This window comes from candidate division WOR-3 bacterium, from assembly GCA_029858255.1.
GTDB lineage: Bacteria > Hydrothermota > Tepidihabitantia > SM23-42 > SM23-42 > SM23-42.
Map to the genome: position 1 here is coordinate 1 of JAOUFJ010000006.1, position 12793 is coordinate 12793.

The following is a 12793-nucleotide window of genomic DNA, read 5'->3' on the forward strand; positions in this document are numbered from 1 at the left end:
CCGCTTCGTTGATCCTGAGAGAGGCGGGGGGTAAGATCACGGATTTCAAAGGCCGTGCCTTCAATATCTACGGTGATGAAGTACTTGGTACAAACGGCTTGATACATCGCCAAATGATGAAGGTTTTGGAAAAAGTAGCGGGGTGATGTTGTTGCTGACCCGGCTATAACCGCCGGTTTATTTCGATTCCTCCTGCGTATTGTCTTCCGGTCATAAAGTAGTTGTCGTATATTTCGGATGTGTTATCCGTTACATTATTGATCGCCGCGTAGAATTTGGCGAAGGATAATTTCAAACCAAATGTAGTATTGACAGTGGAGTATGCAGGTAGAGATTTTTCTAAACCGCTCCTTTCCGATATGAACCGCGCATCTACGCTCAGTTCGATAATGCCGATGGTGATGGTCAATGTGTCGGTGACTGAATAATCCGGACTGAATGCAAGTGCGCTATCACTGGTGTTATAGGCAATGTGCAGCCAATTGCTGAACTGGATTAGTCTCAATGGAATGACATTTCGCGCCGATAGGCTCAGGTTGGATTCCTGTACATCCAGGGTTTGAGATATCAAGTAATCACTGCCAATATCAAGACGGCACAGCCATTCCTTGTATGAGCCCGAGAGACTGAAATGGTGGTTGAGGAATTTGATTTCAAGTATTATGTCCGCCGCCAGACTCAGGGTTTCTGCCGGAAGGCTTGTTGGATATCTGACTGGCAGGTGGGGATCGAACAAGGAGATTAGGGTGCTGTGCTGGACACCGCTGTTAAAACCGGTTGATATGTTGAGATATGGTGTTGCGTAGGTTATAGACAGTCGGGGGGAAGGGAAACTTCTATTCACCAGAGAACCCAGTTTTAGGTGAAAGTTCCCGACATTGACCTGAGTATAGAGTGAAGGTTTTATCCGCTGCCCGGTGTACACGCCGGTCATCTCGAATTGTGGTATATAACTTAACCGGTCAAAAGTAAAGAGGATCCTTCCTGAAGCTTCTCGTACTGTTTCATTATTCAACTCCCAGTGATTGTAATCGAGCGCACCGCTTGTGACCAATGAGCGTGAAAACAGATTGAATTCGAACCCTGGTGAGATGTTTTTATATTCCTCATCTCTCGTTACCAGATCCGCCCTCAACCGGGGTTTTAGCCAGATAGTAGGTCCGAACATCGCGTAGGACAACGATGCGCTGCCTATGTCTGCAGTGTCCCATTCGTTCGTCCGACTATAGGCTGCATCGAGTGAGAGATTCCAAAGACAAAGGTCGACACCGGCGCCGAAGAAATGGCCGGCATAGCCGTTGAAGCGAAGGGTATCAGAGGTCTGCACGGACAATAGCTGTGGTTCGGGAAAGTCACTCTTTGAAAGATCGGGGAGAGGCGGTAGGGAATCATAGGTTGCCAGCAGCAGAACGACCAGAATCATATAACTCGATTACCTGACAGTGAACAATGTTATTGAAAGGTCTGATGAACGGTCGAAAATTCCCTTGGTGTTCCCACAAAGATAATTCATGAGGTTCTTACCTCCAAGATATATACTACATCAAATTCGCTATATTCTCTGCATAGGGGCAGGTGATTATGCCGTGCTCGGTTATGATGCCACTGATCAACTCCGAAGGCGTTACATCGAATGCCGGGTTGCATATTTTCGCCGCAGGTGCAACCACACATCTGTCATTAAACGTTCTGATCTCCTCTTCTGCTCTCTCTTCGATCGGTATCTGGTCGCCCGATGCGATTCTGAGGTCGAATGTTGATGATGGTGCTGCAACGTACAGCGGGATTTTGTAGTAACTGGCAATTATCGCCAACCCCTTTGTACCGATCTTATTTGCCACGTCGCCGTTGGATGCAATGCGGTCCGCTCCAACTAGTACGAGTTTCATGCCGGCCATGAAATTTGCGGCCATGTTGTCGCAGATCGTGTAGGTGTCGATACCGTTCTTCGTGAGTTCCCATGAAGTCAATCGCGCGCCCTGCAGCAGTGGTCGTGTTTCACAGGAGAAGACGGAGAATTTTTTCCCTTGTTGGCTGGCCGTGTATAAAACACCGAGTGCCGTGCCTATACCACTCGTGGCGAGAGCGCCGGCATTACAGTGTACCATGATCTTTGCGTTGTCGTTTATCAAATCCGCTCCGTACCTTCCTATTGCCGCGCACGCCTCTTTGTCTTCTGTTTCTATTGCCTTTGCTTCTGCCAATAGTTCGGCGAAATGGTCGCCGGATCCTGCGAGTCTTTTCTCCATGCGGTCGATCGCCCATGAGAGATTGACTGCAGTTGGCCTGGCAGATTTGATGAGGGCACATGCCTTCTTTATTGACTCTTGATCGCCAATTCGGGCAGCCAAGACCACACCATATGCTGCCGCAACACCAATGAGCGGCGCGCCCCTGATATTCATATGCCGGATTGCCCTGCGGACATCCTCGGCGGTTTTGAGGGTCAGGTATACTTCTTCTTCAGGAAGTTTTGTTTGATCGAGAATTGTTAATTCATTCGTCTTACTGTTATATTCGACTGTCTTGAAATCTAGCATTACTCTTTGATACCGGATTGTTTCCTTGCTGCCTTTATAACATTGTGCAAGAGCATGGTGATTGTCATTGGTCCGACTCCACCCGGAACAGGTGATATGGCACTTGCCTTTTCACTTACCTCTTCGAAATCAACGTCGCCGATCAGCCTGAAACCGCTTTTCTTCGTGGCATCTTCGATACGATTCACGCCGACATCAATTACCACCGCTCCCGGCTTGACCATGTCAGCGTGTACCGTGTGAGGTCTTCCGGCTGCGACAACGAGAATGTCCGCAAGGCGGGTGATTTCGCTCATGTTTTTTGTTCCAGTATGACATATCGTTACCGTTGCGTTAGCTTCCTTTTTCTTCTGGACGAGCAGCAAGGCGAGTGGCTTGCCGACAATGTTGCTTCTGCCTACGATCACTACATGCTTGCCCGAGACGTCGATGTCATTGCGCGAGAGCATCTTCTGGATCCCATGTGGCGTGCCGGGAACATAGCCGGGGGCACCGATCATCAGTCTGCCTACGTTTATCGGATGAAAGCCGTCGACGTCCTTCTCCGGGTCAATTGCATACAGGACCTTCTCCTCGTTGATATGATCGGGTAGGGGAAGCTGGACGAGTATCCCGTTGACCTTCGGGTCATTGTTCAGATCGGCAATCAGCTTGAGCAGGCTGTTCTCTTCATAATTAGCGTCGAATTTATACTTATTGACCTCAATGCCCACTTCAGCACATGCCTTCTCCTTGCCTTTAACGTACGACAATGAGCCAGGATCATCGCCGACCAGTATAACGGCAAGGGACGGAACGAGGCCGTGTTTTTCCTTCAATTTAGACAATTCTGCTTTCATTTCATCGCGCATCTTTTGCGCAAGTTCTTTGCCACTCAGTATCTTTGCCATCAAACCTCCCTTGAAGCTCCTGATTCAAATGTAAAGAGATATGGATTTCCGTAACATATCAAGGAACCATTACAAAAAGGACTGAAGCCACGGATTTCCGTGAGATATCAGTGGCTCATCCAAAATATCATAGCCAAAATGATTGCATTGTCAATCTTGGCTTTGCCGACCTTGACATCCTTGGCAAAAGGTGTAAAATTAAAACTAAGGAGGACTCATGTCAAAGGTCAGAGTCGCAATCATTGGTGTGGGAAATTGTGCTTCCAGTTTGGTCCAGGGCATTCATTACTATCGCAATGCCAAAGAAGGAGATATAATTCCAGGTATCATGCACGCCCGGCTGGGTGGGTATCACATTGAAGATATTGAATTCTCGTTTGGCATAGATATTGACAAGAACAAGGTTGGAAAGGATCTGGCCGAAGCAATATATACGAAGCCTAATAATACTTTCAAGTTTTGTGATGTGCCAAGGTTGAACGTGCCCGTCGTGAGGGGCATGACCCATGATGGATTGGGCTTTTATTTGTCGCAAATCATCCAAAAAGCACCCGGCCCGACCGCTGATATCGTCGGCTTACTGCGTGAAACCAAGACAGACGTGGTGATCAATTATTTGCCTGTGGGTAGCGAAGAAGCGACGAAATGGTATGTTGAACAGGTACTGACCGCAGGATGTGCTTTCATTAACTGTATTCCGGTTTTTATAGCCAGTGAGAAATACTGGCAGAAACGGTTTGTCGAAAAAGGCATTCCAGTATTGGGCGATGATATCAAGTCGCAGGTTGGTGCAACGATCCTGCACCGTGTTCTGGTCAATCTCTTTAACGATCGAGGCGTTAAACTTGAGCGGACGTCACAGCTCAATGTCGGCGGCAATACAGATTTTCTGAACATGCTCGAACGCTCAAGATTGGTATCTAAGAAAGTATCGAAAACCAGGGCAGTGACTTCCCTTCTGCATTATGATATTGGTGAAGATAATATATATATCGGTCCTTCTGACTACGTGGCTTGGCTAAAAGACCGCAAATGGGCGCATATGAGACTCGAGGGTCGCACTTTCGGTGACGTACCGTTGAATATCGAATTGAAACTCGAAGTCTGGGATTCTCCGAACTCTGCCGGCGTGGTCATCGACGCCGTGAGATGCGCAAAACTCGCTCTTGATAATAGACTGAGCGGCGCCATGGTTGGGCCATCCAGTTATTTCTTCAAATCTCCGCCAGTGCAGTTTCCTGATTATATATGCCGCGAAAAGACTGAGAAATACATTAAGAGATATACTAAAGGGAAAAAACGAAAATAGGACAACGGTAGTCCCGGATGCATGGCGTTAAACGCGGAATATTGATCAGTTTTGAGGGAGTCGAGGGTTCGGGGAAAACTACTCAGGCCAAAGCGCTGGTAGATTGGTTGGCCGCAGGTAAGATCCCACATATATTTGTGAGAGACCCGGGGAGCACAGAGATCGGCGAGAGGGTAAGAGATATTCTCCTCGATAGAAAGAACCGAGGCATGCACGCCAAGTGTGAAGTGTTGTTGTTTTTGGCAGCTCGAAGTCAGTTGGCATATGAAGTACTACTGCCGGCTCTCAAGGATAAAAAGATCGTAATTACAGATCGTTTTTCCGATTCTACTTTTGCCTACCAGTGCTACGCGCGCGGTCTGCCGCTGCGTTTGATCACTATTTTCAACCGATTTGCTGCTGCGGGATTGAAACCCGATCTGACTTTTCTTGTTGATATCGATGCGGCAAAGCGCCGGGAGCGGGGCAAATATATTGACCGGATGGAGACTGAAGCCGAAGGTTATCATCAGAAGGTGCAGCGCGGCTTTCAATTGATGGCAATGCGTGCAAAGAAGCGATATAGAGTACTGGATGGTGAGAAATCAGTCGATGCGCTTCACCGTGAAGTAGTGAATCATGTTAAGGAAATTTTGGTGAGAAAGGGGTACAAGATATGAAAAAGGCTTATATATTGGTGTGTCTCATTTTCCTCGTTTGCGGGGGAATGTTCATTGGTCAGAAACTATGGGCAGCCCCGGATACCTATTCAATGCTCAGAGCTTTCAACAAAATACTCAAGGAGTTACAGGATAGTTACGTAACACCGGTCAGCCCTGATAGTCTTATAAGGGGCGCGATCGATGGTATGATCGATATGGTCCACGACCCCCACACAGATTTCTTGACGCGTGAGGAATATAGTGCTCTGCGGGAATCGACGACTGGTGAGTTCGGGGGGATCGGAGCGACTATCGGCAAGCGCGACGAGCGTATCATGGTAATATCGCCGCTCGAGGGTACGCCGGCGTATCGGTCGGGTCTTCAGCCTGGTGATGAAATCTTGAATGTCAATGGTGTTTCGACCGAGGGCAAGAGTGTTGATGTGGTCGTAAAGGAGATTCGCGGCGATCCCGGCACCGAGGTTGTGCTCACAATACACCGTTCGTTGATCGATGAGCCATTCGATGTTGAGATCACACGTGCAATCATAAAACTCGATGCCGTGCCATATTTCGGCATGATCGACGACAAGATCGGTTATGTGTACCTGCGTAATTTTTCGATCTCCGCCGACGTTGAATTGAAAAAAGCTCTTGACTCGCTGTTCGCGATGGGCGTGGAAAAGCTGGTATTCGATCTGCGCCTGAATTCCGGGGGTTTGCTCAATGAGGGACTCACCGTGAGTGAACTATTTCTGCCGAAGGGCAAAGAGATCGTTGCTACCAAGGGAAGGAATGAGCGTGAGCGGATGTTCAGGTCACAGAAGACTTATTCTTATGTAGATTTTCCCATGGTGACCCTCGTGGATGGTGGGTCGGCTTCGGCATCCGAGATCGTGGCCGGTGCACTTCAGGATTGGGATAGAAGTCTGATAATCGGTACCACTACTTTTGGCAAGGGTTCGGTGCAGAATATCATACCCTTTGAAGACAGTACAGCTCTTAAGTTAACCACCGCCCGCTGGTATACTCCTTCGGGCAGGAGCATTGACAAACCAGTTGACTGGGACGGGTTGGACGGCAGGGTCACCTCGGCACAGCAAAGGTTAGTCGATAGGCTGATAAATGAACTTGAAGAGCTGCGGGAGCAGGCGAAAACCGATGGTGAGAAGAAGATCGTGGAAATGATCGAGGATGACCTGTATGATATTGAGGATAACATTTACAGGCTTCGCGTGGATTCGACGAAATTGAATGAGCAAAAGGAATTTACTACATTGGGACCGCTCAAGCGCAAGGTGTACGGCGAAGGAGGTATAATACCTGATGTTGTCATCGAACCTCAGCGGTTGTCCCAGCTGGAAACCGATATACTGACAAAGGGCCTGGGTTTTGATTTTGTCGTGAAGTACACGGCGGAACATAACGACATCGATAAGAATTTCGAGGTTGGGGATAAGCTGCTGAAAGAATTCGCGGTTTATCTTCTCGAACACGAAGTCGAGTTCACCGATAAAGAGTATGAAGACGTAAAGGAAAGGCTGCGCAGCCGGTTGAAGCAAGAGTTTTATACGAACCGGTGGGGTATGAAAGAGGGATACAGGATACGCGTGGCTGATGATTCCCTGGTTCAGCAAGCCGTGAAAATGCTAAAGGAGGTTGCGTCTTCGCAGGACCTTTTTCGTCACGCAAAATGATGCAGATTCAACGACACAAAGGCAGCCGCTGACACCGCGTGTACCGTGGGAATTTCCGGTGCTCGTCCTCCTCGCGGCGGTGTTAGCTGGTATTGTATGGTTTATTTCGCGAAGACATTCATGAAGGCGTAGAACTATATGGTGGATGAATCTTTCCGTATTGAGATAACGAATCGCTCAGACCCGAGGGGTAATTTCATTAAGGAGTCTTTTCATTCTTTTGGTCTGTCCGGTGTCGAAGGAGTATTGGTAAGCGATATTTATTACATATCCGGTGCCGTGTCGATGTCGCAGATCGAAAAGATCGCCCGGGAATTGTTATGCGATCCTGTTGTTGAGGAGTACCGAATAGGCGAGGGTGGAGAAGCGGCAGAAGGTTTTGAGGTATTGTTCAATTACGGGGTTACCGATCCCAAGGAAGAAAGCGTAAGAAAGGCGATCGCCGATCTGCGTATCGAGATCCAATCGGTCAAGACCGGCAACAGTTATGTCATAAGAGGCGAATTCGACAGGAAACAGTTGATAAAGAGTGCCGAACTTTTCTTGTACAACCCGTTGATCCAACACGTAAAACACGGCAAAGAGGATACGCACAAGCCTGAAGCATATGAGCTGCGTATTAACTGTGTAGATCTGGGGGGCGACGTACTCAAGCTGAGTCGCGATATGGGGCTTTCTCTTTCAAAGACAGAAATGGAATGCATCAAAGATTACTTCGGTTCGGAAAAAAGGAAGCCAACAGATGTCGAACTCGAGACAATTGCTCAGACATGGAGCGAGCACTGCCGACACAAGACATTCCTCGGAAAGATCCTATTCGACGGTGAGCACATTGACAATCTCCTGAAGAATACAATAATGCAAGCCACACGGGAAATTGACCATCCGCTGTGTCTGTCTGTATTCCACGATAATTCCGGAGTCATTGATTTTGATGAAGATCATGGAGTGTGTTTCAAGGTGGAAACGCATAATCATCCTTCGGCCCTTGAACCTTACGGTGGCGCGGCTACAGGAATTGGGGGAGTGATACGTGATATTCTCGGTACCGGATTAGGTGCTAGACCGATCCTCAACACGGACGTTTTCTGCTTCGGCATGCCCGATTTCGATTACCATGAATTGCCCGACGGTATTCTACACCCAAAGACAATTATCAAGGGTGTGATCCGCGGTGTCCGCGACTACGGCAACCGGATGGGAATACCTACGGCCAGCGGAGCGATATGTTTTGATGAATCATTCCTCTACAATCCACTCGTATACTGTGGCTGCGTCGGTCTGATCAGAAAGGACCGTATAAAGAAAGGTGCAAAGCCAGGTGATATGGTCTTGCTCGTTGGCGGTCGGACTGGCCGTGATGGCATACACGGTGTTACATTTGCCTCGGCCGAGCTATCCGGAGAATCGGAAAAATCATGTGTCCAGATTGGCAATCCCATTATGGAAAGGCGCGTTATGGATTGTTTGCTGCAGGTGAACGAGCAGGGTATTCTGAATTCAGTGACTGACTGCGGCGGTGGTGGATTATCGAGTGCAGTGGGTGAGATGGGGAAGGAGACCGGGGTCAAGGTATTCCTCGATCGAGTGCCCCTGAAATACAAAGGCCTTTCCCCTCGAGAAATATGGATATCCGAATCCCAGGAAAGAATGGTACTTGCTGTCCCTCAAGAGCATATCCAAAAGGTCATCCAGGTCTTTGAAGGTGAGGGAGTCCTGGCAACCGTCATTGGTGAATTCACCGATGATAGACGTCTAGTATTGCACTATAGAGAAAGCGAGGTGTGCGATCTGGATATGGAATTCCTACACGACGGGCTGCCAATGCCAGTAAAGAAAGCAGTGATAAAGGCAAAAGCACCGGGCGAAGTCGATGTCCCCAAACCTGTAGATTTAAATTCATTGATCATCGAAATAGTCAGTGGTTTGAATGCGTGTTCAAGGGAATGGGTCATCAGGGAATACGATCACGAGGTCCAGGGCGCGAGCGCCATAAAACCATTGGTAGGAGTATACGGGATTGGTCCTCAGGACGCGGTCGTGGTTCGTCCCGATCTGAACAAGAAAAGGGGAGTGGTGATTTCCTGCGGGATCAATGTCCGGTACGGCAAACTGGATGCCTACAACATGGCGTTATCGGTCATCGATGAGGCGATGCGAAACATGGTCGCGACTGGCGGTGACATAACAAAGGCCACGATGTTAGATAATTTCTGTTTATCCTCACCGGAACGCGAAGCGGTTCTTGGCGATCTCGTCCTTTCGGCAAGGGGCTGTTATGACGCCGCAAAATGCTTTGGTGTTCCTTTCATATCGGGTAAGGATAGCCTCTATAATGAATGGGTTGACAAAGATGGAAAAGTCATTGCGATCCCACCGGTGCTTCTAATATCAGCGATCGGTATTGTCGAGGATGTGGACAAATGCGTGACAATGGATCTTAAGGAGATCGGTTCTGAACTCTACATGCTGGGCGAGACCAAAGAGGAACTGGGCGGTTCTGAATACTACCGGGTACTGGGCGTGGAAGCCGGAGCCGTTCCGGGTCTGGACCTTGTGAATGCTCCGAAGATAATGGCGCGTCTGCATTCGGCGATCCAGAAGGGTCTGGTTGTCGCCTGCCATGATCTTTCTGAAGGTGGCCTTGCACTGGCCGTGAGTGAAATGGCATTCAGCGGTGATATCGGTGCAGAGATCGACCTTCACACCATTCCATTTACAGGCAAGAAGAAACGGTTTGATACGATCCTTTTTTCGGAGTCCAATACGCGCTTCCTGGTCGAGGTGCGTCAGGAGAACAAAGACGAATTCACCCGATTGTTCAGCGGAACACCCGTTGCGAGGATCGGTAAGACGGTCCGTGACAAGCGTCTAAGAATATTCGCCGACGACCGCAAGCTCGTCGACCTGCCACTTCTTGTTCTAAGGAAGAAGTGGCTTAGAAAAGTTGTCTGATATCCCCGGAACCGTCATTGCGAGGGAGTGAAACGACCGAAGCAATCTCCTGGTGTGATTATTTAACCACAGCGATCTTCACGACATCATTACCCGCGCCGTGTGTTATCAGTAGACAATAGTAAAGTCCGCTTCCCACATCTTTACCATCCTCGTCTGTGCCGTCCCATACAAAAGCCGATTCTCCGGTGTAGCTGCCTGGCAGGAGTAATCCTGAACGTTCTTCCTTTCTGACCAGACGGCCGCTCATCGAATATACTTTGAACTCGACCAAAGATTCGCGGTCCAATCTGAACGGCATGTATATATTATCGTGCTGGCTCAGCAGGAAGGGATTTGGATAAGGAGTCAACCACCCGCTACCCCCAACAGAATCCACCTGGATCGGTGAGTGAGTGATCGCTGCGTAAGCATCAGGCCACCCGTAGCCCATACTATCACTAGGAGTGTCTGCGAAGCTCGCCGTGCTGTAAAGCGCCGTTTGGACCGAATCGACGGTCCAGTTCGGATGTGCTTCGAGGAGCAGGGCACATATGCCGGTGATCATCGCAGTGGCGCCTGAAGTGCCAAATGAATAGAGGTATGAATCGGTTGAGTCTGGATTTATGACGACCGGTGCCGCGGACAGGCACATTATTTCCGGTTTCATTCTTCCGTCAAATGTGGGGCCGTATCCGGAATACTGCCAGCGGTTATACAGCGAGTCGATACCTCCAACCGTGATGACATTCATTGCATCACCCGGTATTTCTATTCTCGGCACCGATACATTACCTGCTGCAGTCACGACCAGAAGACCGCGTTTTGTTGCCTCATAGGCAGCGATCGAAGCGGGCGATGTCTTTCCATCGAAATCCCTGGGCCAGGCATACCAATCTGCATAGCCGAGTGAACTCGATACGATATCGGCTCCCTGTGCTTCACACCATTCAAGGCCCGCAATGTAAGTGTCCTCTTCCACAGGGAATTCGTATGATGTATCCGGATTCTCGGTTTTTGCGACAATGAATTGGGCGCCCGGTGCTACACCGATATAACGACCGCTGAAATATCCTCCAACGAGTGCAAGCATTTCTGTTCCGTGTCTTGGATAATAATAGTCAGGATCAGTGACTGAATAGCCGTCGGTTATCGAATCACCTCTAACACTGGAGAATCGAACGATTTGCGCCTCAGGCGCAGCAAGTGTTGGCAAGTATGCGAATAGTGTGCTCATCGAATCAATACCACCGAAGGTAGTACCATTGTCATTTGATGTTCTTGAGTATATTCTACCGGCTGATTCCCATGTGACTGTTAGCGTATTGCTTGTTCTTGCCAGGGATATCTTGCCGATCGCATTTATTTCTGGTGTCAGGAAAAGATGTGTAGTAAAGGTTTCTCCGAAATCCTCAGATCTCGCGAATAGCACGCGAAACAGCGGGTCATTGGAAGTGTCCTTCCATATTGCATATATCGTGTCTCCTGCGGTGATCGCTTCAGCATCTTTGCCGGTTGTCGTGAACGTCTGGTTGAAAGTTGTCGGAGGTATGGCTGATTTTGTGAAGTACAGTGTGTTCGTTGGTGAAACGTGATAGAATATGCCGATCGCAGAATTACCCGTAACCATCTTTGGCGCCCGGATATTCATGGGGGAAGATTCAATCACCGATTCCTGTGGAAATCCGGATATTGTGCCTCGTTTGAGCAGTAAGAAAGTTGTGTCGCTATCGCTGTCTTTACTGTGATATGCCACGTATACGGTATCACCCACCCTAATCGAGCTTGGTTCCCTGCGCGGCGGGTCGCCGAGGGGCATTGATTGGACGAGGATAGTATCAGTGTGCACCAGGTATTTCAGGCCGTAGCGGTCGCGGTAGAACACGAACATCGTATCACCTCCACAGGCGTCCAGTTCCACTACCCAGTTGTTGTAATAGTTTGTCAACTTAATGAGGTTGGGTGACCATGTCTGACCGTTATCGGTTGAATATGTGTAGAGCAGGTCACGAACCGGGTCATTATATTGTAGCGTGTCTCCGGAAAGGAACAAATTGTAGCGGCTGCTTGTTCTGCGAAATATCAGATCACTGAAAGTACCGTATTTCGGAGTTATGGGCATGTTGTTCATCCAAATTTGGTCTCCACCAAGAAAATCATATTCGGCGATGACGTTCACATTGTTCACTGCGATATGTGTGCGTCTTAATCCGGTATCAAGAAATCCAACTCTGACATTGGAGCCGAATATGCCCATATCATGAATACGTTCGATACCGAACATCTGCGACTGTCTATAGGTCAATCCATAAATTGCCGTATCCTGAACCGTCGCTTCAGCTTCCAGGGGCGCGCGGAAAGGTGCAACCCTGGTGATTTTGTGCACAAAATCGAGCTGTGCGATCTGGTCGATATCTTCGATGGCAATGAGAAAACTCGCGGCATTGAGCCATTTTGAACAGGTGATCAGTAACCCTCCATTGGCCTCAACTTCTGCGATGTAATCTTCGTATACCGGGATATCTGCATAGTCGGTCACGCCCCGGCGCAGTGCCCTCCGCTGCCTGGCCGCGTCTGTCAACTGCGTCCGCACAACCCTGATCGCCGCATCGTAATCTTCCACGGTGATATTCTTGTCGGTGAAGTAGACCCAGGCTCTGACATGAGCATCCGTGTAGCACCTGGGATCAACTTTGTTCTGGAGCGGTGCCTGATAGTCATACATCACTCCCACCAGAAGTAAAAAAGTTAACATCAATCCTCCTTTTTATCCCAAATTAAT

At 48.8% G+C, this 12793-nt stretch carries 8 protein-coding genes; 4 read left to right on the forward strand and 4 right to left on the reverse strand.

Annotated elements, in window-relative coordinates; translation table 11 throughout:
- Positions 1 to 163 precede the first annotated feature (163 nt).
- The 3 genes from OEV79_04450 to folD form a co-directional block, all read right to left on the reverse strand.
- The gene (locus OEV79_04450; protein MDH4210678.1) at positions 164 to 1423 is read right to left on the reverse strand and encodes a hypothetical protein; all 1260 of its coding nucleotides are present in this window, start codon (positions 1421 to 1423) and stop codon (positions 164 to 166) included.
- Between the two features lie 115 nt (positions 1424 to 1538).
- Complete coding sequence (mtnA, locus tag OEV79_04455) at positions 1539 to 2540, reverse strand: S-methyl-5-thioribose-1-phosphate isomerase (protein ID MDH4210679.1); 1002 nt, start codon at positions 2538 to 2540, stop codon at positions 1539 to 1541.
- Positions 2540 to 3433 (reverse strand): bifunctional methylenetetrahydrofolate dehydrogenase/methenyltetrahydrofolate cyclohydrolase FolD, encoded by an 894-nt coding sequence (gene folD / locus OEV79_04460; GenBank protein MDH4210680.1) that lies wholly within the window; start codon positions 3431 to 3433, stop codon positions 2540 to 2542. The genes mtnA and folD overlap by 1 nt, the downstream gene beginning before the upstream one ends.
- Before the next feature lie 214 nt (positions 3434 to 3647).
- Here folD and OEV79_04465 point away from each other — a divergent pair, with 214 nt between their 5' ends.
- From OEV79_04465 to purL, 4 genes are all read left to right on the forward strand, one after another.
- Positions 3648 to 4739 carry an inositol-3-phosphate synthase gene (locus tag OEV79_04465; GenBank protein MDH4210681.1) on the forward strand — a complete coding sequence of 364 codons (1092 nt, stop codon included), beginning with the start codon at positions 3648 to 3650 and terminating at the stop codon, positions 4737 to 4739.
- A gap of 17 nt (positions 4740 to 4756) precedes the next feature.
- Positions 4757 to 5398: a dTMP kinase gene (tmk, locus tag OEV79_04470; protein ID MDH4210682.1), complete on the forward strand. Its 642-nt coding sequence runs from the start codon at positions 4757 to 4759 to the stop codon at positions 5396 to 5398.
- Positions 5395 to 7077, forward strand: coding sequence for a S41 family peptidase (locus tag OEV79_04475; GenBank protein MDH4210683.1), 1683 nt, complete (start codon positions 5395 to 5397; stop codon positions 7075 to 7077). Before tmk ends, OEV79_04475 begins: the two co-directional genes overlap by 4 nt.
- A 138-nt stretch (positions 7078 to 7215) precedes the next feature.
- Positions 7216 to 10032 (forward strand): phosphoribosylformylglycinamidine synthase subunit PurL, encoded by a 2817-nt coding sequence (purL, locus tag OEV79_04480; protein ID MDH4210684.1) that lies wholly within the window; start codon positions 7216 to 7218, stop codon positions 10030 to 10032.
- 58 nt (positions 10033 to 10090) lie between these two features.
- On the opposite strand, the gene OEV79_04485 is transcribed toward purL, so the two are convergent.
- Positions 10091 to 12766, reverse strand: coding sequence for a S8 family serine peptidase (locus tag OEV79_04485; GenBank protein MDH4210685.1), 2676 nt, complete (start codon positions 12764 to 12766; stop codon positions 10091 to 10093).
- Positions 12767 to 12793 lie beyond the last annotated feature (27 nt).

What these genes read in the sequence shown, in the direction of transcription:
- OEV79_04485 (MDH4210685.1), bottom strand. Translation starts at nt 12,766, where the DNA reads ATGTTAACTTTTTTACTTCTGGTGGGAGTGATGTATGACTATCAGGCA.
- OEV79_04450 (MDH4210678.1), bottom strand. Translation starts at nt 1,423, where the DNA reads ATGATTCTGGTCGTTCTGCTGCTGGCAACCTATGATTCCCTACCGCCT.
- mtnA (MDH4210679.1), bottom strand. Translation starts at nt 2,540, where the DNA reads ATGCTAGATTTCAAGACAGTCGAATATAACAGTAAGACGAATGAATTA.
- purL (MDH4210684.1), top strand. Translation starts at nt 7,216, where the DNA reads ATGGTGGATGAATCTTTCCGTATTGAGATAACGAATCGCTCAGACCCG.
- tmk (MDH4210682.1), top strand. Translation starts at nt 4,757, where the DNA reads ATGCATGGCGTTAAACGCGGAATATTGATCAGTTTTGAGGGAGTCGAG.
- OEV79_04475 (MDH4210683.1), top strand. Translation starts at nt 5,395, where the DNA reads ATGAAAAAGGCTTATATATTGGTGTGTCTCATTTTCCTCGTTTGCGGG.
- OEV79_04465 (MDH4210681.1), top strand. Translation starts at nt 3,648, where the DNA reads ATGTCAAAGGTCAGAGTCGCAATCATTGGTGTGGGAAATTGTGCTTCC.